Origin of the sequence: Ulvibacter antarcticus (assembly GCF_003688405.1) — a bacterium.
Classification (GTDB): domain Bacteria; phylum Bacteroidota; class Bacteroidia; order Flavobacteriales; family Flavobacteriaceae; genus Ulvibacter; species Ulvibacter antarcticus.
The window spans coordinates 333,780-353,880 of the sequence record NZ_REFC01000013.1; the positions used below are offsets into that span (position 1 = coordinate 333,780).

Below are 20,101 nucleotides of genomic sequence, written 5' to 3' on the forward strand. Positions count from 1 at the left end.
TTAGTCTTGAAAGAGTTAAGCATTATTATTCACTATTTGAAATTAACGAAATGAAAAAAAAATTATCTTTTATTAAAAGTTTATTGATTATTTGTCTACTGCTAGGTGCAGCAAGCGTCCAGGCACAAGTAGAATTGAAAGTACTTACCCAAGGGTCCACACGTTTTAGTGATGTGAACGATGCAGGTTTTGGAATTACCGTCAATCAATATTATGATTTTGCAACAAATCAATTAACTCCCATCGAATCGGATGCTTTCAGCATGGTTGCTATAAATAACAATGAAAATGTTGCTGGAACAATGTTTTATGACGAGCCAAATTTTATTTTACAAGCTGCTTATAGAATTGGTGGTATATGGAACCCTATAGGTTATTTACCAACTCAAGATCCTTCAACAGATGAGTATACGGTATATGGTATTTCTCCAAATAGCCAATACATAACAGGTCAAACAAATATTGGATTTGACTACGGTGGATTTTTATTCGATACCCAATCTGAAGTACTTATTGGAACATTCGACCCGGAAGGAGAAGCAAGTGCTTCTTATGCAGTAAATGACAACGGAATTATGGTAGGATGGGTAGATCGTCCGGATTCAGGAGGGACGCTACGTGTTCCGGCGTATCGTACTTTAGACGGAGAATATCATTTTATTCCAGAGGGTCAATTACCTGTACTTTCAGGAGATAATACCATTGGAGACATAAATAGTAGTAATGTCATGGTAGGTGACTTTGACCTTCAGCCGTTTATATTTGATATGGCAACTAACACATTTACAAGTTTTGAAAATCCAGTTGGTGCACAGTATGCCGCTTTTACAAGTATTTCTGACAATGGGGTAGTAGTGGGGTTTGCTGAGGTAGATTTTCAAGTTAGAGACGCAATAATATATCACCCTTCTTTAGGGAGCCAGCCTCTTTATTTGAAGGATGTGCTTGCAGATAATGGTGTAACTGTTAATACTTCTGATGGTCTTTTAGGAACCGCAATATCAGTTTCTCCTAACGGTCAATATATCGCTGGTTGGGTAAACGGTCCACCACCATTTGCTGAAGGTTGGATGGTGAATCTAGATGATCTTATTGTCTTAGGAGTGCAAAATGTATCTCATAATAACATTTCTTTCTATCCGAACCCAGTTGAAAACATTCTTTATTTGAATTCAAAAGAAGCAATTGATTCGGTTGCTGTTTGCACTATTACAGGACAGGAAGTTTCTAACTTTACTTTAAGTGAAAATCTAAATGAACTAAATTTAGCAAATCTAGCTAGTGGCGTTTATCTTGTGAAGGTATTGAGTAATGGAAGTGTCGAAAACTTAAAAATTGTAAAACAATAGTAATACGATTAAGTTTTTTACTGAAATTATAAAAAGGGATCATCTAAAATTACAGTTTTAGTTGATCCCTTTTAAGTCTTGAAGAATTAATTGATATGATTTACTAAACCTTCATACATCAAAAAGTTAGAGAACATTCTCAATCTCATAATACTTATCACAACTTTTTAAAAACTAATTCAAAGTGTAATATAATGCGTTACCCCTTAGTGTAAATAGTCATTATGTTGCAAAGTAGCGGGCCTTCACTTGGATATGATAGATTATGAGGATTATTTCTCACTTTCACGAAAGCTTCGCATCTTTTTAATGACCCGATCAACTAATTCCTGTTTCTCTACTAAATAATCCTGAAAAATATGACCTAAAGTCTGTTCATTAGTAAATTTTTCGGGATGATATTTTTTATTAAAAGTGTTTATTCTTTCTATAATTGCCATTTCATTATCTATTGCTTGATGATCTGCTTCAAGAGCAATTAAAGAGGAATATTTTGCAAGTCTGAAATAGCGTTTTCGATCTCCGGGTTTTGTGTAGTAGCTTATATAGTTAAGCTGTATTAACACATTAATATTTACAGAAGTGGAGCTTTTAGTGGCTTGAATCTCTTCTTTTATTTCTTCAAATGTTAGCCCGTCGTAAGATGAGAGGATTAAAAGTGCATAAATTCGCGATGCCAACGGAGAGAGTCTTAAACGCTCCTCAATACCAAGACCAATTTCTTCAATAAGTTGCGCCTGTTCTTTTCGTTGGGACATCCTAAATTAATTTATAAATCATATATAAAAGTACATTTAGTTCGTAAATAAACGAACTAAATCTTTAAAAATATTAATAATAAATTTGATTTAACTTTCAAGACGTTTATTTTTAGAGTTTTATGAATAATTACTCGTATAACTTTAAGAAATATTTAATTTGAAATTTGAATAATAAGGGGTATGTTTGGCTTATAATCAAAAGTTAAGATTTTCTGTAATGTTTGGCGAATTGCAACGTATTATTCTTCAATTAAAAACATCTTTTGATGGTAAAATATCACATTACATAGAGTTTTATATGCTTAAATTGAAAATCATCTTCCCGATTTTATAAGCACCGCGAGTGTGCTAAAAACAGTCCATTAAACCTTACACCATTTTTTTATTCCAATTGCTTGCAATTGATGATATCTCGCGCGAGAGGGTTTTTTATTTAGGATTGTTGATGTGTAATAAAATCAAAAATTCACAATTTAAATTATAGAAATCATGGCTAGAGGAAAAACCTTAAAAGCTCCTAAAGTAGATTTAAAAACAAGAAAGCAGGAGAAGATACAAATGAAACTGGAAGCCCAACAAACTAGAAAACGTAAATAATTTCGTTGTGGCTATAACATAATAATTATTTAGAAGTTAAACCCTGAAGTCTGTACTATTGACGTCAGGGTTTTTTAAGAAATACATAAAAAGTTTCCTACGGAATAGTATTCACCATAAAATAAAGTAAACATTAAGTTTTTTATATCTAATTAATCTACGTAAAATTATATTTGTTAAAACCATAAAATCTGAGTATGAAAGTTCGTGAACAGTTTGTGTTAGTTTCGGTAATCGTTGTTGTATCTATTATAGGTATCGCTTTTTTTTGGTTACCAATATTGTGGCTGTTTCTTTTTTTAGGACCATTAATTTTAATGGGGATTTTCGATATTCTCCAAAAAAAGCATACGATACGACGAAACTTTCCATTAATAGGTCGCTTTAGATATGTTTTGGAATCTATTCGTCCCGAGATCATGCAATACTTTGTAGAAACCGATACTCAGGGAAGACCTCTAAATCGTATCTTAAGATCAGTGGTATATCGCAGAGCAAAGGGAGAAAATGATACAGAACCTTTTGGTACTCAAATGGATCTGTATCATTCGGGATATGAATGGATGGAACATTCTATGTACGCAAAACACAATCCAAAAGAAATTGGAGAATTTCCTCGATTGTTAATTGGCGGTAAAGATTGTAAGCAACCGTATTCTTCAAGTTTGTTGAATATTTCTGCAATGAGTTTTGGTTCCTTGAGTAAGAATGCGATACTCGCCTTAAATAAAGGTGCGAAAATGGGAGGGTTCGCTCATAATACAGGTGAAGGGGGTATTAGTGATTATCATTTAGAAAATGGTGGCGATCTTATTTGGCAAGTTGGAACAGGCTATTTTGGTTGTAGAAATGAAGATGGTACTTTCAATGAAGAAGGCTTTAGAAAGAATGCAACGCGACCAGAAGTAAAAATGATTGAGATTAAATTGTCTCAAGGTGCAAAACCTGGTCATGGTGGTATTCTTCCCGCAATAAAAAACACCGAGGAAATTGCAAAAATTAGACATATCAAACCACATATCGCAGTGCATTCGCCTCCTTCGCATTCGGCATTCTCGGACCCAATCCAATTTATGTATTTTATAAAAAAACTTCGTGAGTTGTCAGATGGTAAACCCATCGGTTTCAAATTATGTATTGGTAGAAAACAGGAGTTTATGGATTTCTGCGAGGCGATGATTTATACTGGAATAAAGCCTGATTTTATAACCGTTGATGGTGGAGAAGGAGGGACTGGTGCAGCACCTATGGAATTTTCAAATTCTATGGGAATGCCTTTACGCGAAGGATTGATTTTTGTACACGACACTTTGGTAGGTTTTGGATTAAGAAAAGAAATTAAGGTCATCGTTGCTGGCAAAATCATTACTGGTTTCCACATGGCGAGAGCCATTGCCTTGGGGGCTGATGGCTGCAACAGTGCACGTGGCATGATGTTATCAGTAGGCTGCATTCAGGCATTAAAATGTAATACCAATACCTGTCCGGTTGGCGTAGCCACTCAAAATGCATCTTTGGTCAAAGGTTTAGTAGTAGAAGACAAAGCACCTCGCGCTCAACGATACCAAGAGGCCACCATACATAGTTTTCTAGAACTCGTGGCAGCAGCGGGTCTTAATGATCCTAGTGAAATAACTAGAAATCATATTAGCAAGAGGGTAGGTCTGTATAACGTGATGACTTATGATGAGATTTTTCCTTATATGGAACCTGGCTCATTATTAAACATAGATACTATTCCTGAGAGCTATAAAAAGTTCTTCCATATGACGAGAATAATGAAGTAGATTTATAGAAACAACTTTTTAAACACAATTATCATATCAACTTCAATTGATTAACAATGTCCTGCAATGAATCTTTTGCATCTCCAAATAATAGATGACAATTGTCCATCCCAAATAGGTCGTTCGATACTCCTGCATATCCTGTGCTCATTCCTCTTTTCATTACAATAACTTGTTTGCTTTCGTAAGCTTTAATTATTGGCATTCCATATACAGGGCTATCCGGTTTGTTTTCTGCTGCAGGATTCACTACATCATTTGCTCCAATTATCAATACCATATCGTATTGCTTCATATTTTCGTTTACTTCATTCATTTCTTTTAATAGATCGTAATCGACATTTGCTTCTGCCAAAAGCACGTTCATATGTCCCGGCATTCTTCCCGCCACCGGATGGATAATGAAATCTACTTGAATTCCTTTAGTTTCTAAAAGCTTTTGAAGTTGCCCACACAAATGTTGGCCCTGTGCTACCGCTAGACCATATCCAGGGACTATCGCAATTTTACTTGCAAAAGATAACTGCATGGTTATTTCAGAAATACTTATTGACTTAATATTTTGGTCTTCACTATCACCAGATAATGTTGTTTTTTTGAACTTCCCTGCTAATACCTTCAATAAGGATCTATTCATCGCTCTGCACATTAGTAGGGTTAGTAAGATTCCAGCGGCGCCTACAAAAATACCCCCAGCAATCATCGCTTTATTGCCATATACAAAACCGGATAGGGCTGTTGCAATACCTGTGATTGAATTTAATAAAGAAATTACGACAGGCATATCAGCACCTCCAATTGGAAGCACGAATAGAATTCCGTAGCTCAAGGATAGGAATGCGATTGTATAGGTGAGAATTTCGAAACTGATAGGCAATAAACCTAAGAAATATACTATTGGTATTATGAAAATTAATGCCAGTAACGTTCTAGAGGCTATTACAATTACTGCCTTCCGGTTATCTTTGGTTTTACCGGCTAGTTTTCTAAAGGCTATAATACTTCCAGTAGCTGCGATGGCACCAGTTATTAGACTTAAAAGTAGTAAAATTTGGATTCCAATTATGGAGGAATTAGCATCTAACTGATGCGCTTCAATTATACCTAAAAGCATTGCACATCCACCACCAGTAGCATTAAATAAGGATACTAATTGTGGCATTGCCGTCATTTCTACTTTAGACGCCATCCGCTTTCCTGCAAAGCTTCCTAAGACAATTGCCACAAGAACAATAATTAAATTTATTGTAGGAATAGAATTGGACTTCAACGCCAGAAACGTACAAAGTACAGCAATGATCATCCCAATGGCGGCGATAAGATTTCCCGTTTTGGCTTTTTTCGGGGAACTCATAAACTTCAATCCACCTAAAAAAGATACTGTGGCTATTAAATAGCCAACTTCAACTATTACGTTCATCTATATTATTTTTTGGAATTGAACATTCTTAGCATTCTGCCGGTAACAAAAAAGCCTCCGGAAATATTTAAAGCTCCAAGAAAAACGGCGATGCCACCTAGAACCAATAACAAGTAGTTAGTTGGGGGTATTTGAAATAACATAATTACCGCACCCACCATAATAACGCCACTTATCGCATTAGCACCAGACATTAAAGGTGTATGAAGAATTGCGGGCACATTCGCAATGACTTCTATCCCTATAAAAACACAAAAAATGACGAAGTATATAGTTTGAAGATTTTCTTGTATAAATTCCATGGCTTATGCTATTTCAAATTTATTTATTAATTGTGGATGTGAAATTTTACCATTACTTACAACTTGACAACCTTTTATTATTACATCATCCTCGTTAGCTGAGTTGATTAAATGTTTTAGAAAGTTGTAATAATTAGCTGATAACAATTGAGAGGCAGATTGTGACATTTCTCTTGTAAGATTTGAGTCTCCAATAATTGTGACGTTGTTGTATATAATTGTTTTTTGGTTTTGAGTTAATTCACAATTTCCTCCTTGTTCTGCTGCCAAATCAATAATAACCGATCCTGGCAACATTGCATCGAGCGCTTGCTTATCTATCAAAATTGGTGCTTTCTTTCCGGGAATATTAGCAGTAGATATTACAATGTTTGCAATACTAATCCGGCTCTGAATTAACTTCTTTTGTTTGTCGAGATATTCTTCCGATTGCTCAATGGCATAACCCCCTGCATTTTTTTCTTCTTCATATCCTTCTACTTCTATAAATCTAGCTCCGAGACTACTAACTTCTTCCGCAGAAGATTTCCGAACATCAAATACTTCTACTACAGCTCCTAATCTCTTTGCAGTGGCAATCGCTTGAAGTCCGGCAACACCGGCTCCTAATATTAAAACCTTGGCGGGATTCAATGTTCCAGCAGCTGTTGTGAACATCGGGAGGGAACCACTGTAATGAGATGTAGCTTTTAAAACTGCTTTGTATCCAGCTAAGGAAGCCATAGACGAAAGCACATCCATAGATTGTGCTAAAGTTGTGCGTGGTAATAAGTCTAAACTAAAGACAGATGTATTCTTTTCCAAATATTTTTCAACTCTCTCCGGGTAGAATAACATATTAAAAATACCTATGATATTTTTAGATTTTCCATCTAAGTTTAAATCGTGAAAATCATTAATTGACAGTACGTAATCCGAGTTTTCTAGTATAAAGTCGCGATTATGTATTCTTGCTCCAGCGGTTTCATAGTCTTTATCTGAAATTCCTAAGGCTTCACCTAAGCCCGCTTCAATTATTACTTCTAACTCTAATTGTTTTGTCACTAAGCTAACTTCCTTAGGTAAGAAACAAATTCTAGTTTCAAAGTTGGGCTCTTTTACTATCCCTATATATTTCATAGTAGTATCATATTTTTGGTTTCAATAGTTTGTTTCAGAAAAATTATAATTTAGTTATGATAAGTCAAGCCAATTTTCAATCCCCATGCCAACAAATTGCTGTTTTGATAAAACTGTCTTAAACTGCTGTATGTCAATTCTTTCTGAAGTATAACAATTTTATTAGAAAAAAATAGATCGGGTAATAATGTCTCAAGTGATACTTTTTTCCTCAATTGTTTCAGAAGAAAAAAGGAAAATTAGAGAACCATGTGAAAATTAAATGAGTTGTTTGAAGAAATTGTAAGTCCGAAATTGTTATTTACAAGGTGCGAACCTTTATTAGATAGTTTGCATTCTGAAGGAAAGATTATTAATTACGAAATTCGATTACTTTAAAAGTAAGTTGTCATGAGTCCAATTAGAAAGCTCATTGAGTATACTATAGAAGTATACTTGTTAGACTCCGTTTATTATTAATAAAAATGAGCTAACCGAAATAAATACCCAAAGTATAATTCCTAGAGCAAAGGGTTTTATTCCAGTTTTTTTTAATTCATCTATCGACAATGTACTTCCAACAAGAAAGAGTGTTACGATTAACAACTTTTTCGCTATTGAAGTGATACTAACTGTTATAACTTCTGGTATTGCCAAATAACTGTTTAGGAGAATAGCAATGATAAAAAGCCCAATAAACCATGGGATTTTAATTTTTCCATCGGTTGTTTTGAACATAAACATCGAAGCTACGGAGAGAGGAATGATCCACAAGGTTCTTGATAATTTTACCGTAGTAGCAACACGCAATGCTTCATCTCCATAATGAATCGCAGCACCCACTACCGAGCTCGTATCGTGAATGGCGACCGCTGCCCATAATCCAAATTGGTGCTGACTCATATTAAAAAAATGCCCTATTGTCGGAAAAATGAAGAGGGCAATGGAGTTTAGGAGAAAAACAACCCCTAAGGAAATAGAAATTGTCTTGGGATTTGCGCGTATCACTGATGATACTGCGGCGATGGCACTTCCACCACATATCGCGGTACCGGATGAGATTAAGTGACCTAAATGTTTATCAAGTTTTAGGAGTTTAGTGAATAACCAGCCTAAAATAAGTGTGGTAATAATGGTAAAAATAGTAAGACCTAAGCCTTCTTTTCCTGTTTGTAAGGTCTCATTAATAAACATCCCAAAACCCAAGCCTACTATCGAAATTTTTAATAGATAATGAATTCCCTTTTGCGTATAATTCTCAAACGGCTGCCCAAAAATTAAAGTAAAGAGAAACCCTATTAAAAGGGCAATTGGGCTACTAATCAATCCGGACAGACAAATTATAATGCCAATTGCAAAAAGTAGTTTTTTAATGACTTTTTCGTTCATATCTAAAAAAGACAACTAAAGTAGCATAATTTAGTGAAGCCTCAATCACTTAATTTACATTATCAAAATATCGTGCTAAATTATTCAGTTAACAGTGTAAACTAGTAGCTTATTAAGTTATTATTAAGTTTGTTTTTTTAAGTACAGTAATAGGTCGCCTTGAAAGAACAAGAGTATCTTTACAAATAGAAATAATCGTAAAAGAATTATAGTCACAAACTCAAAATATTCGATTTCTGATTTTTTAGGTTTTTTGAAGAGTTCCAGCTTTTCAAAAGCAATTCTAGTTGGTATAGCGGTTAGTCTACCGGTTATTTTAGGAATTATTTTTGATCACTTAGGGATTGGGTTAGCGTTGTGTTTTGGCGCATTTTGGAGTTCACCTAGTAATACACACGGTAGTTTTCATCACAAAAAATCTGGTATACTTTTTTCAACGGCACTAGTAACGGTGGTTAGTTTTATTGGTGGATATCTTAACATTGCTACGTGGCTTTTAATCCCGGTTTTGGGTCTTCTCACATTTGCTATTGCTTATATTTCCATTTATGGTTTTCGCGCTTCACTAATCAGTTTTTCCGGTTTGCTGGCACTGGTTCTGAGCTTTGCACATACCCCATCTGAACTTGCACCTTATGAATACTCACTTTTTATTGGTGCCGGTGGATTGTGGTATTTATTGTTGGTTAGTATTGCCTATCGTTTTAATCGCAAGGCACAGACAGAAGAGTCCCTTTCTGAAACTTTTGAACTGACCGCTAAGTTTCTAGATACGCGTGCTAGTTTAATTGGAGAACAAACAAATCGTGAGGAATTACAGCGTAAACTCCATGAACTGCAGACCGATCTAATTGAGCATCACGAAACCTTAAGAGATATTTTAATCTCTTCGCGTAAAGCTTCAGGAAACTCAAATTATGAGAACAAGAAATTGCTCATTTTCATACAACTTGTTGAGATGTTGGAAACTGCCATCGCAAATCCCGTGGATTACGATACAATGGACACGGTCTTTGTCGCACATCCAACTCTAAAACAGTATTATCAAGATATCATTTTTACCATTTCAAATCAGCTTCATAATTTTGCTAATTCCGAAGAAACAAACAGCATTGATGATTCAAAAATTGATGCTCTTTTAAAATCTGCGGGCGAAAATATTCAAAAGCTCAATAATCAAGAGAATTACGAACACTTTATAATTCTCCAGAACCTACTTGAATATCAAGAAAAGCAATTCGTAAAGCTGAAACGGATACGATGGCTTTCCAGCAATCCACAATTGGAAACATCCGATTTTCTTGCCACAAATGCACTTAAACGTTTTCTTATTCCTAGGGATTATAATTTAAAAATGGGCTTACGTAATTTCACTTTTAAATCTGTGATTTTCAGACATTCCTTGCGATTAGCGGTTACGATTATGTTGGGTTACCTGATAGGTGTACTATTGGAATTTCAAAACCCTTATTGGATATTATTAACGATTATTGTGATTATGCGACCCAGTTATGGGTTAACAAAAGCACGTTCCAAGGATAGAATTATCGGCACACTATTAGGAGCGGTTATCGCGGCCGGGATGGTCTTGTTTATAAAAGACTTTTATGTTTTAGGGGCATTGGGGATTGTTTCATTAGTCGTTGCCTTCTCTGTGGTTCAAAAAAATTATAAAGCATCGGCAACTTTCGTGACGCTGAGTGTTGTTTTTATTTATGCCATTTTAAGGCCAGATATACTGGTGGTGATTCAATATCGAATTATTGATACGATTATTGGTGCGGCACTATCTTTTATGGCAATTCTATGGTTATGGCCTGCATGGGGTTTTTTAGAAATTCGAGGCAACATAAAGGCCAGCATCTCCGCCAATCGTAACTTCCTAAAATGTATTAGCGAAGTTTATGTGAAAAAAACGGCTGTTTCTACGGAATATAAAATTGCGCGTAAAGTCGCATTTTTGGAAACATCAAATCTTAACGCGGCATTCCAAAGAATGGCTCAAGAGCCGAAGTCTAAACAGAAAAATATAGATGCTATTTATGAATTGGTAGTGCTCAATCACACCATGCTTTCTTCATTGGCTTCCTTAAGTACATATTTGCAACATCACAAGACGACACCGGCTTCAGAACATTTCAAAAAAGCAGTGAAAATTATTGATACAAATCTGGCTCAAAACATCAGCGTAGTAGAAAACCCTTCCGAAGCAAATAAAACAATTAAACAAAGCAAGATACTGGCATCAACTAATGAAAGATTAGCTAATTTTTCGTTTAAAGATGTGGAATCTATGATAAAAACCACATCCAATAACGAGCGCAATTTTCAGGAAGCGCATCTTATTTGGGAACAATTACGATGGTTACATTCTATTAGTGAGAAGATGCTACCATTAACAGAAGGATTAGAGTTAGATTAATTATCAACTTAAGTCATTTCGTGATTCTCATAATACCTTAGTTGTAAATAACAACAAACTGTCCACGGCAAAATTCAAACTGTAACAATTTTCATTGTCAATTAAACCCAAAAAAAGTAAAATGATATATGTCATAGTACTTGGTTCATCATAAAACTATTTTTGAATCATTAGAAATTTATAAATGCTCCTTCACTATGTTCCATTTTAAAGATAATAGATTTCATAGGTATTTGGAGAGGGAAGCTGATATTGAATAAATTTTCCTGCGATTCAGATTATTAATTTTTTTTGTAAAAGAAAACAGCTGATGTTATCCATAATATCAACAAGTGGTTACATTTCAAAAAACTTGATAAATAAAAACAATGTCCATAAAAAATATAGCTATTCAAGGTCTTAATCAGGATGAAGTTCTAGCGTCAAGAAAAAAATATGGTTCCAATATTCTTAAGTCGAAAAAAAAGAACCATTTCCTTGAAGCTATAAAAGGGCTGGTCAAGGAACCAATGGTCATTTTGCTGTTGGTTGCTGCAACGCTGTATTTTTTTACGGGAAATACTGGCGATGGAATATTTCTCTCTGCCGCAATTCTTTTGGTGGCAGCCATTTCGCTCTATCAAGACGCTAAAACTAACAATGCGCTCGAAAAGCTCAAAGAACTTTCACAGCCTCATTGTAAGGTGATCCGTAACGGAACCGTAGTCGAAATCAAAAGCGAAGAAGTTGTGGTTGGTGATTTTTTGATGGTAGAGGAAGGTTCAACCATTGTTGCGGACGGTACTATTGTACATTCCAATGATTTTTCGGTGAGCGAATCCATATTGACGGGGGAATCTTTTTCGGTCGAAAAAGATACCTTTTCTGAGGATAACAAAATCTATATGGGAACGCAAGTGGCGGGAGGGCTTGCAATTGCTGAAATTTCTGAGGTTGGGAATGGAACAAAAGCTGGAAAAATAGGAAAAAGTATTGAAGGCATTTCTTCCGAAAAATCCACTCTTGAACTCCAGATAAACAATTTTGTTAAAAAGATGGTTATCGCGGGGGCGATTGTTTTTTTATTGGTTTGGGGCATCAATTATTACAATTCTGAAAATGTTTTGGACAGTCTTTTAAAGGCGCTCACGCTTGCAATGAGTATTTTACCAGAGGAAATCCCAGTGGCTTTTACCACCTTTATGGCCATTGGCGCATGGCGACTTATGAATATGGGTGTCATCGTAAAACAGATGAAAACTGTGGAATCCTTGGGTAGTGCCACCGTGATTTGCGTGGATAAAACAGGTACGATTACTGAAAACAAAATGCGGCTGGATAAGATATTTACGTTGGAAGAAAATAAAATCACCTCAGTTAAAGAAACACTTTCCAAAAGTGAAATCGAGCTTATAACCACGGCAATGTGGGCCAGCGAGCCCATTCCTTTTGATACGATGGAGCAATCGTTGCACACGTATTACGGTACTCTTGTTAAAAATGATGAAAGGCCTAATTTCAAAATGGTGCACGAATATCCTTTGAGCGGCAAACCTCCGATGATGACTCACATTTTTGCGAATGCTAAAGAGGAGCGTATCATTGCAGCCAAAGGGGCCCCTGAAGCTTTGATTGCTGTTTCAAATTTAAGCGAGGAGCAAAGAGAAATCTTAAAACAAAAAATACGTCAATTGGCCGCGGAAGGATATCGGGTTTTGGGTGTGGGAATTTCTTATTTTGAAGGTGCTGACTGGCCAAAAAAACAACAGGATTTTCGCTTTGATTTTAATGGATTGATTGCTTTTTATGATCCGCCAAAAGCAAATATTGAGAAAGTATTTCAGGATTTTTACCATGCAGGAATCGAAGTGAAAATTATTACGGGAGACATTGCTGAAACTACTGCTGCAATTGCAAAAAAGGTAAATTTTAGAGGTTCTGAAGATGTGGTGTCAGGAGATGATCTTGTCGCATTGGATGCTATAGAACTTCAAAAAATCACTTCAGAAAAAAATATTTTTGCCAGAATGTTTCCTGAAGCAAAACTCAAAATAATAAACTCCCTCAAAGCACAAGGCCATATAGTAGCAATGACCGGTGATGGTGTAAACGACGGCCCTGCGCTAAAAGCCGCTCATATTGGTATTGCGATGGGTAAAAAAGGAACTGAAATAGCAAAACAATCTGCATCACTAATTCTTGTGGATGATGACCTTTCAAAGATGGTCGATGCTGTGGCGATGGGTAGAAAAATCTATTCCAATCTTAAAAAAGCGATTCAGTATATTATTTCAATCCATATTCCCATTATACTTACTGTTTTTATTCCTTTGGTGTTTGGATGGGTATATCCTAATATTTTTACACCTATACACGTAATTTTGTTGGAATTAATAATGGGTCCAACCTGCTCGATAGTTTATGAAAACGAACCGCTGGAAAAGGATTCCATGCTTCAAAAACCGAGACCTTACTCCAGGACCTTTTTTAATTGGAACGAACTTTTTACCAGTATAATTCAAGGATTGGCAATTACTATAGGCGTACTTGCAGTATATCAAATAGCGGTAAATAGCGGTCATAATGAAACAATAACCCGTACAATGGTCTTTACCGCTCTCATAACCGCAAACATTGTTTTGACTTTTGTAAATCGTTCTTTTATATATTCCGTTTTTACCACTTTCAAATATAAAAACAAATTGGTACCTATTATCGTTGGAATCACTGTAGGCATAACTTTATCACTCCTATTCGTTCCACCATTCACTGAATTCTTTAGATTTGAAAGACTTGGTATTAACCAAATTGGTGTAAGCGTTGGCATTGGAATGTTAAGTACGCTTTGGTATGAAATCGTAAAATGGTGGAAACGGCAACAAATCAAGAAAAACTGTCTTCCCACGAAAAATGGCACTTTAAGCTAATGATAAAGAGCATTGAACTGATTTTGAATAACTCAGAAAGTTTATTGGCATTCTAATTTTAGATAGTGTTTTACTAGAATCGAAAACCACACTGACGATAACCTTTCAGACATGGGCTGGGCATTAGAAGGTAACTGACAGATATCATTTTTCATTGATAACAAGCATCTTATTTTTACTTAATACAATCAATAGGTGTTGAAAGGAACAAACTCCATAGTAGTAAAAACCAAACGTTTTTTTGAAGAAGTTGGCGATATGACCTATTTCGCAATTCGTTTTTTTAAAGAAGTGTTCACAGCTCCTTTTGAATGGACAATTACTCCACCATCGGCCATGTTAATGCTTGCGTTATTATTTAGAAGAAATATCAATATAAATAATTTGATAAAATGAAATCACCATATGTCTTTAAATATCTTTTTAATTGTTTTCTCTTAACGATACCAATTTTAATTTGGAATATTTTATTGACAGACCAACTGCCTAAAACTACAAAGCCTGAAATAGTATTACAAAACATTTCTCCATTTGTAATTTATGGGGAAAATATTGTTCGTGTAATAGTATTTGCAATGATGGTTTTTATGCCGATACAAATATCAAAAACTATCCAAAAGCAAGGACTTCAATTATTTATTTTTGGAACTATACTATATTTTGCTTCCTGGTTAGTTTTAATTTATTATCCAGATAGTTTATGGAGTAAAAGCGCTTTAGGCGTCTTATCACCAGCATATACTCCTGTACTTTGGTTGATTGGCATTGGGTTGATAGGAGATAGCTTTTATTTCAACTGGTCCTACAAGCGATGGGTTTTCATTTCGCTTTCCATTATCTTTTTAATCTTTCATAACATTCATACTTACCAAATATATTTTTAATCACTGCAAAATGGAAATTCCTTTTACAACCGAACAGTTTTTTAGTGTATTTGAAGAATACAATTCAACAGTGTTTCCATTTCAATGGATCATTATTTTATTGGGAATGTTCGCATTATTTTTAATCCATTCTAAACATTCATCAAAAAACAAACTAATTGGCAGTTTTCTTGGACTACTGTGGGTATGGATAGGAATTGTGTACCATATTATATTCTTTACTGCAATAAATAAATTAGCTTTTGTATTTGGAGGTTTCTTTATTTTACAAGGTGTGTTAATCTTAATAAATACTTTTTTAAAGGATAGATTAATTTTTAGTTTTTCTTCTCACACAAAAAATTATTTTGGTTACTTCTTTATAATATTTGGATTTATTGTTTATCCAATCATAAGTTATTTTGTTCATGGTTCATTTAACAGAACCATAGCCCTTGGATTACCCTGCCCATCTACCATTTTTACTTTTGGTTTATTTATGATGGCGAGTAATAAGTTCCCAAAATATTTATTAATTATCCCTTCTTTATGGGCAGTTGTGGGTTTAGGCGCAGCAATACAATTTGGAGTTTACCAAGATTTTGTGATGCCAATTACTGCAATCATTACAGGTACCTTACTATTTAAAACAAAAAAATGAAAAAACTTATGATATACGTTTTAGTTTTCATTGCGATAATTGCAATAACATTCCTTATTGGAAAAATAAATTTATCTATCAATTTTAACAAGCAGGTAAAACAGCTTTTTGCTGAATCAAAAAATATTTCAGACAAAAAATTCAGCTATCAACAGCTCGAAGATTTACCCGAACCCGTGCAGCGATATTTTAAACATGTTTTAAAGGAGGGGCAACCATTCATTAGTTATATCAGATTGAAACATGACGGGCAATTTAAAACAGACCTGAAAAAAGATTGGGTAAATATTGATGGAGAACAGTATTTTACTACCGAAAAACCCGGTTTTATATGGAAAGGTACGACCTCAATGTTTGTAGCACGTGATATGTATATTGCTGACAAAGGCAGACTTGCTGTTTCACTCTTTTCTGTCTATAATATTGTTGACGGCAATGGAGAAAAATATAATGAAGGAGAATTGCTACGATGGCTTGGTGAGAGCGTTTGGTTTCCAACAAATCTTTTGCCCAACAAAAATTTACAATGGACACCGATTGATAGTATCTCAGCGAGACTAACTTTTATTCACGATAGCTTAACAATATCTTACATTGTAACTATTAATGAAACTGGAGAAATAACGCAGCTTGAAACAAAGCGATATGTGGGAAATGAAAACTTAGAAACGTGGCTCGGTAAATTAACTAACTATAATGAAATGAATGGAATACTAATTCCGACAACTATTGAAGCCGTTTGGAAATTAACGGAAGGAGATTTCAGCTATGCAAAATTCAATGTAACAGAAGTGGAATACAATAAAGCTGAAAAATTCTAAACGCCTATCAATATTTATTTATGGATAATGTTACCAGATACATTGCAAGATTGCGCAACCATATTGTAGATTGTTCCAAACTTTTCCAGATTTCTTTTTAAAAGAGCGGTATTAATCTTCTCTTCTTTACTCAAAAGAATTACTTCGTACACGATACTTTCCAATCTTGGAGGTTTAATAAAATGGGTTGCCGAAATTTTAATAGTAGCTTGGTCGTATTGAAATTTCATCATTCCTGAGAAGCGTTCAATGTTTTTAAGAATACAAGCCGCTAATGAGCTAAGATAAATATCTGCCGGGCTCGATAGAAGTCCAGCTGTTTCTTTAGTAATACCAAATGAAACTGCTCCATTTTTTAAATGAAAAGAACCTTCTTTTCCTGATTGAGATGTCGCGGTGATTGAGAAATCCATTGTAAATTTATATTAAAGTGTGAAGTGCTATATTTATCATAGTATCAAAGCTTTGCTCTCGTTCAACTACAGATGTGGTTTCTTTGGTTACTAATGAATCTGAAATAGTCAAAACGGCCAATGCTCGGACATTGTATTTTGCTGCAATTGTATAGATACCTGCAGCCTCCATTTCCACACATAGTACACCAAATTGCGCCCATTTTTTATAGCTATCAATATCATCATCGTAAAATTCATCACAGGATAATACATTGCCGGCTTTTATAGGAATATTGTTTTCCTTGGCATAGCTGGCTGCTTTCATAAATAGTTCAAAATTTGCTGTGGGTGAATAGTCGTTATTAATAAAGCGAGTATTATTAATCCCCGAAGTAGAAGATGCCGCCATCGCGATTACAATATCACGCAGTTTAATGTCCTTTTGATAAGAGCCGGCACTTCCAACACGTATTAGGTTTTTAACACCATAATCCTTTATGAGCTCGTTACAATAAATAAGTGCAGAAGGAATTCCCATACCAGTACCTTGCACAGAGATAGGAGTACCTCTAAAAGTACCCGTATAACCTAACATTCCACGAACATCATTATACAATTTTGAATTTTCCAAGAAATTTTCGGCTATCCATTTGGCTCGAAGAGGATCGCCTGGCAGTAGAACATTTTCGGCGATTTCTCCTTTTTTTGCTTCTATATGTGTACTCATACTGAATGGTTTTTTGGGTCATAAACAATAGCAACTCCATTGGACGTCCCTATTCTAGTGGCTCCGGCATTGATAAATGCTATGGCTTGACTTGCTGTTTTTATTCCGCCGGAAGCTTTAATGCCTATTTTGTCTTTTACAACACTTCGCATTAATTCGACATCTTTCAAAATTGCACCCTTGCTACCAAAGCCGGTCGAGGTTTTTACATAGTCTGCGCCTCCCAAACGAACCATTTCGCAGACCTGTTTAATTTCTGCCTCATCCAGATAACATGTTTCAATAATTACTTTTAATACCCGACGATTAATGGCTTTTTTCACTACTCGAATTTCCTCAATCACTGATTTTGTTAAAGAAGATTTTAAGAATCCGATGTTAATAACCATATCGATTTCATCGGCACCATGCTTCACAGCTAGCTTTGCTTCTTTAATTTTTGTCTCAGTACTACATGCACCTAATGGAAAACCCACTGTAGAAATTACCTTGATAGGGTGATCTTTTAATTCATTTGCTGCCAGATAAACATATGAACTGTTTACACAAACCCCATAAAAATTATACCGTTTTGCCTCATCGCAAAGTGCTAAAATATCATCAACTGAAGCTGTAGGTTTTAACAGTGTTTGTTCTATATAAGTATGTAAATTGGTCATATTAAGTCGATTTTATGACATTTACGATTTCATTTTTCTGAAGCATACCAGATTGTCGCCAAACTTGTTTTCCGTTTTTAAATAAGATTAAAGTTGGTACACCTCTCACCATGTATTGTGCCACTAATGTCTGATTCTTATCTACATCGATCTTCACAATCTTCACGCCTTCATTTAATTCTTCTTTAACTTGTTTCAAAATTGGTGCTAACGCTTTACATGGTCCGCACCATTCAGCAAAAAAATCAACTAAAACGGGGGTTTCAGAACTTATTATGTCTTTAAAATTACTCTTCATTTTTTGAAAGGTTTTTTTTAAATTTTTGATATTGGCTTATTCTATTGAAATAATGGGTCGTTTTTACTTTAAAACTATAACATGTAAATGCATAAAACAACCACCCTAAAGTAACTATAAAAATTAATCGATGGAAAATACCCTGATATTCCGAAAATTGAAACGGCACTAATGAAAGGGCAACGACCACTAAAAATACAACGATAGTTTGAAATTTATGTACTTTCTTATCGATCTTAAAAAATAGACTGATACATAACACAGCAAATGCAATCCCAGATATTTCATAAAAAAGGAAATGTAATGCATCGTATGTATAATTGTAATGGATTAATTCATTAAGCCCCGCCGATTTAAAAATACCTGTCATCCCGAATGATACACAAAAAAAGTAGAGTGCTGCTAGCTGAATCGAATGTCTTTTTAGCGCATAAGACCCGAATACAAGAGTAGCAATACTCATAAAGGCGATAGAAAAATTAATAACCCAACTCCTATTAGTTTGTTGAGCGCCCAAATCACTTATACTGTTTCCTAAGATTGTCATTCCTTCTTCACTGTAATATGGCAAAATAAATGCGACGGCTGTAAGCAGTATAAAAGCAAATACATAAATGGACGCATATAGCCTCATTTTATTGTATTAATGGATTTAGTTTATATTTTTTAAGCACCGGGAGCAATCGCTCTAATGGGATTTCAATCGAAAAAGTACCAGTATATGAAGGGCAAATAACACAATCATCAAAGTAATATTCTACTTTCATATCATCGACCACAAAATTATTCTTGTGCTCGAAAAAATCATCAAACGAAATTTCCCAGCAGTCATAGTATATATCACCACTATTTATTTTTTCTGAAAGCACTTCGTTTAAAGTTTTGGTCATCTCTTCTTCAGATCCTTCGTTAAAAAAATCTTCATAATTCATAAAAACAGATCGTCTTAAATCGAAATTTAGACAATCGAAGGAATAGGAGGGATGTAGGGTGCCCGAATAATAATTCTCTTTATAAAAAAGGACGCTTATTAAATGATTATTAAGGTTGTAAATTTTATAATCTACCAATCGCTTCTCTTTAAAACGATTTATACGAAGTGTATCACATAGCATTTCTTTGTCCTCCAAAATACTTGCTTCTACGCCCTCAATATCCATATAGGTTTCTTCCAGATATTCATTGAAATTGTGATAAGATTCCTTCATTTTTTCATTTAAATACGGGTATTTGAAGTCTATGAGATACAAATCCTCATCTTTCATAAATGTTTTGTGAATCACCAATTCATCTAGTTCAGCCTTATCATCTTTTTTATCGATTAGACTTTGTCTTTTTATAACGACTGATTTGGTTTTTTTTAATTCTGCATCGTTGGTTGCATGGATGGTGTCGAAAGGCATAACACCTTCAAACGGTTGGGCGTTTTTGTTTGAAATAATTGCTGGTTGTTCGGTATTTACTTGCTGCTTTTCATTTTCGTTTTTACAAGAATAAAATGATACAGCAATAAGAACAATAATTAGATATTTCATAGTAGATTTTTTAGTCTTTTTAAGAATGATTCAAGTTCAACAATCATTATAACCACACTTTTTTTTTGAAAAGAGTTCTGTACGTTGTAGCTTGAATGCATGAATCGAATT

The 20,101-nt window shown here is 34.7% G+C and carries 19 protein-coding genes; 8 read left to right on the forward strand and 11 right to left on the reverse strand.

The window, feature by feature from the left end; translation table 11 throughout:
- Positions 1 to 50 precede the first annotated feature (50 nt).
- Positions 51 to 1,349: a T9SS type A sorting domain-containing protein gene (locus BXY75_RS10405; protein ID WP_121907690.1), complete on the forward strand. Its 1,299-nt coding sequence runs from the start codon at positions 51 to 53 to the stop codon at positions 1,347 to 1,349.
- A gap of 272 nt (positions 1,350 to 1,621) precedes the next feature.
- Here the strand turns inward: BXY75_RS10405 and BXY75_RS10410 are convergent, their stop codons facing one another.
- Positions 1,622 to 2,107 (reverse strand): GbsR/MarR family transcriptional regulator, encoded by a 486-nt coding sequence (locus tag BXY75_RS10410; protein WP_121907691.1) that lies wholly within the window; start codon positions 2,105 to 2,107, stop codon positions 1,622 to 1,624.
- Positions 2,108 to 2,904: 797 nt separating this feature from the next.
- Here BXY75_RS10410 and BXY75_RS10415 point away from each other — a divergent pair.
- Positions 2,905 to 4,494 (forward strand): FMN-binding glutamate synthase family protein, encoded by a 1,590-nt coding sequence (locus tag BXY75_RS10415; protein ID WP_121907692.1) that lies wholly within the window; start codon positions 2,905 to 2,907, stop codon positions 4,492 to 4,494.
- Between the two features lie 31 nt (positions 4,495 to 4,525).
- Here the strand turns inward: BXY75_RS10415 and BXY75_RS10420 are convergent, their stop codons facing one another.
- From BXY75_RS10420 to BXY75_RS10435, 4 genes are all read right to left on the reverse strand, one after another.
- Positions 4,526 to 5,914, reverse strand: a complete 1,389-nt coding sequence (locus BXY75_RS10420; RefSeq protein ID WP_121907693.1) for an NAD(P)(+) transhydrogenase (Re/Si-specific) subunit beta — start codon at positions 5,912 to 5,914, stop codon at positions 4,526 to 4,528.
- Positions 5,915 to 5,919: 5 nt separating this feature from the next.
- Complete coding sequence (locus BXY75_RS10425) at positions 5,920 to 6,216, reverse strand: NAD(P) transhydrogenase subunit alpha (protein WP_121907694.1); 297 nt, start codon at positions 6,214 to 6,216, stop codon at positions 5,920 to 5,922.
- Positions 6,217 to 6,219: 3 nt separating this feature from the next.
- Entirely contained in the window at positions 6,220 to 7,335 is a 1,116-nt protein-coding gene (locus BXY75_RS10430) for an NAD(P) transhydrogenase subunit alpha (protein WP_121907695.1), read from the reverse strand.
- Positions 7,336 to 7,773: 438 nt separating this feature from the next.
- Entirely contained in the window at positions 7,774 to 8,703 is a 930-nt protein-coding gene (locus BXY75_RS10435; protein WP_121907696.1) for a YeiH family protein, read from the reverse strand.
- A 253-nt stretch (positions 8,704 to 8,956) separates the two neighbouring features.
- Here BXY75_RS10435 and BXY75_RS10440 point away from each other — a divergent pair, with 253 nt between their 5' ends.
- The 6 genes from BXY75_RS10440 to BXY75_RS10465 all read left to right on the forward strand — a co-directional run bounded on the left by BXY75_RS10440 (position 8,957) and on the right by BXY75_RS10465 (position 16,376).
- Positions 8,957 to 11,125 (forward strand): FUSC family protein, encoded by a 2,169-nt coding sequence (locus BXY75_RS10440; protein WP_245962957.1) that lies wholly within the window; start codon positions 8,957 to 8,959, stop codon positions 11,123 to 11,125.
- 368 nt (positions 11,126 to 11,493) lie between these two features.
- A complete protein-coding gene (locus BXY75_RS10445; protein WP_121907698.1) occupies positions 11,494 to 14,031 on the forward strand; it encodes a cation-translocating P-type ATPase in 2,538 nt (845 codons plus the stop codon).
- Between the two features lie 198 nt (positions 14,032 to 14,229).
- Positions 14,230 to 14,427: a hypothetical protein gene (locus BXY75_RS17285; RefSeq protein ID WP_245962958.1), complete on the forward strand. Its 198-nt coding sequence runs from the start codon at positions 14,230 to 14,232 to the stop codon at positions 14,425 to 14,427.
- Positions 14,424 to 14,915: a hypothetical protein gene (locus BXY75_RS10455; protein ID WP_121907699.1), complete on the forward strand. Its 492-nt coding sequence runs from the start codon at positions 14,424 to 14,426 to the stop codon at positions 14,913 to 14,915. The genes BXY75_RS17285 and BXY75_RS10455 overlap by 4 nt, the downstream gene beginning before the upstream one ends.
- 10 nt (positions 14,916 to 14,925) lie before the next feature.
- The gene (locus tag BXY75_RS10460; protein WP_121907700.1) at positions 14,926 to 15,555 is read left to right on the forward strand and encodes a DUF6064 family protein; all 630 of its coding nucleotides are present in this window, start codon (positions 14,926 to 14,928) and stop codon (positions 15,553 to 15,555) included.
- Complete coding sequence (locus tag BXY75_RS10465) at positions 15,552 to 16,376, forward strand: DUF6544 family protein (protein ID WP_170152879.1); 825 nt, start codon at positions 15,552 to 15,554, stop codon at positions 16,374 to 16,376. Before BXY75_RS10460 ends, BXY75_RS10465 begins: the two co-directional genes overlap by 4 nt.
- A 14-nt stretch (positions 16,377 to 16,390) precedes the next feature.
- On the opposite strand, the gene BXY75_RS10470 is transcribed toward BXY75_RS10465, so the two are convergent.
- Genes BXY75_RS10470 through BXY75_RS10495 form a run of 6 tightly spaced genes read right to left on the reverse strand, consistent with a single transcriptional unit; the run spans position 16,391 to position 19,990 of the window.
- Complete coding sequence (locus tag BXY75_RS10470; RefSeq protein WP_121907701.1) at positions 16,391 to 16,789, reverse strand: OsmC family protein; 399 nt, start codon at positions 16,787 to 16,789, stop codon at positions 16,391 to 16,393.
- Positions 16,790 to 16,796: 7 nt separating this feature from the next.
- A complete protein-coding gene (deoD, locus tag BXY75_RS10475; RefSeq protein ID WP_121907702.1) occupies positions 16,797 to 17,498 on the reverse strand; it encodes a purine-nucleoside phosphorylase in 702 nt (233 codons plus the stop codon).
- Complete coding sequence (deoC, locus tag BXY75_RS10480; protein ID WP_121907703.1) at positions 17,495 to 18,157, reverse strand: deoxyribose-phosphate aldolase; 663 nt, start codon at positions 18,155 to 18,157, stop codon at positions 17,495 to 17,497. Before deoC ends, deoD begins: the two co-directional genes overlap by 4 nt.
- Position 18,158: 1 nt before the next feature.
- Positions 18,159 to 18,455, reverse strand: coding sequence for a thioredoxin (gene trxA, locus BXY75_RS10485; protein ID WP_121907704.1), 297 nt, complete (start codon positions 18,453 to 18,455; stop codon positions 18,159 to 18,161).
- Entirely contained in the window at positions 18,445 to 19,089 is a 645-nt protein-coding gene (locus tag BXY75_RS10490) for a DUF998 domain-containing protein (protein ID WP_121907705.1), read from the reverse strand. Before BXY75_RS10490 ends, trxA begins: the two co-directional genes overlap by 11 nt.
- 1 nt (position 19,090) lies before the next feature.
- The gene (locus BXY75_RS10495) at positions 19,091 to 19,990 is read right to left on the reverse strand and encodes an RsiV family protein (protein WP_121907706.1); all 900 of its coding nucleotides are present in this window, start codon (positions 19,988 to 19,990) and stop codon (positions 19,091 to 19,093) included.
- Between the last annotated feature and the right edge of the window lie 111 nt (positions 19,991 to 20,101).

Excerpts from the sequence above, each read along its gene's own strand:
- BXY75_RS10405 (WP_121907690.1), top strand. The coding sequence starts at position 51 with ATGAAAAAAAAATTATCTTTTATTAAAAGTTTATTGATTATTTGTCTA.
- BXY75_RS10460 (WP_121907700.1), top strand. The coding sequence starts at position 14,926 with ATGGAAATTCCTTTTACAACCGAACAGTTTTTTAGTGTATTTGAAGAA.
- BXY75_RS10465 (WP_170152879.1), top strand. The coding sequence starts at position 15,552 with ATGAAAAAACTTATGATATACGTTTTAGTTTTCATTGCGATAATTGCA.
- BXY75_RS10425 (WP_121907694.1), bottom strand. The coding sequence starts at position 6,216 with ATGGAATTTATACAAGAAAATCTTCAAACTATATACTTCGTCATTTTT.
- BXY75_RS10495 (WP_121907706.1), bottom strand. The coding sequence starts at position 19,990 with ATGAAATATCTAATTATTGTTCTTATTGCTGTATCATTTTATTCTTGT.
- BXY75_RS10410 (WP_121907691.1), bottom strand. The coding sequence starts at position 2,107 with ATGTCCCAACGAAAAGAACAGGCGCAACTTATTGAAGAAATTGGTCTT.
- BXY75_RS10445 (WP_121907698.1), top strand. The coding sequence starts at position 11,494 with ATGTCCATAAAAAATATAGCTATTCAAGGTCTTAATCAGGATGAAGTT.
- BXY75_RS10470 (WP_121907701.1), bottom strand. The coding sequence starts at position 16,789 with ATGGATTTCTCAATCACCGCGACATCTCAATCAGGAAAAGAAGGTTCT.
- BXY75_RS10490 (WP_121907705.1), bottom strand. The coding sequence starts at position 19,089 with ATGAGGCTATATGCGTCCATTTATGTATTTGCTTTTATACTGCTTACA.
- BXY75_RS10455 (WP_121907699.1), top strand. The coding sequence starts at position 14,424 with ATGAAATCACCATATGTCTTTAAATATCTTTTTAATTGTTTTCTCTTA.
- BXY75_RS10420 (WP_121907693.1), bottom strand. The coding sequence starts at position 5,914 with ATGAACGTAATAGTTGAAGTTGGCTATTTAATAGCCACAGTATCTTTT.
- BXY75_RS10435 (WP_121907696.1), bottom strand. The coding sequence starts at position 8,703 with ATGAACGAAAAAGTCATTAAAAAACTACTTTTTGCAATTGGCATTATA.
- trxA (WP_121907704.1), bottom strand. The coding sequence starts at position 18,455 with ATGAAGAGTAATTTTAAAGACATAATAAGTTCTGAAACCCCCGTTTTA.
- deoC (WP_121907703.1), bottom strand. The coding sequence starts at position 18,157 with ATGACCAATTTACATACTTATATAGAACAAACACTGTTAAAACCTACA.
- BXY75_RS10430 (WP_121907695.1), bottom strand. The coding sequence starts at position 7,335 with ATGAAATATATAGGGATAGTAAAAGAGCCCAACTTTGAAACTAGAATT.
- deoD (WP_121907702.1), bottom strand. The coding sequence starts at position 17,498 with ATGAGTACACATATAGAAGCAAAAAAAGGAGAAATCGCCGAAAATGTT.
- BXY75_RS10415 (WP_121907692.1), top strand. The coding sequence starts at position 2,905 with ATGAAAGTTCGTGAACAGTTTGTGTTAGTTTCGGTAATCGTTGTTGTA.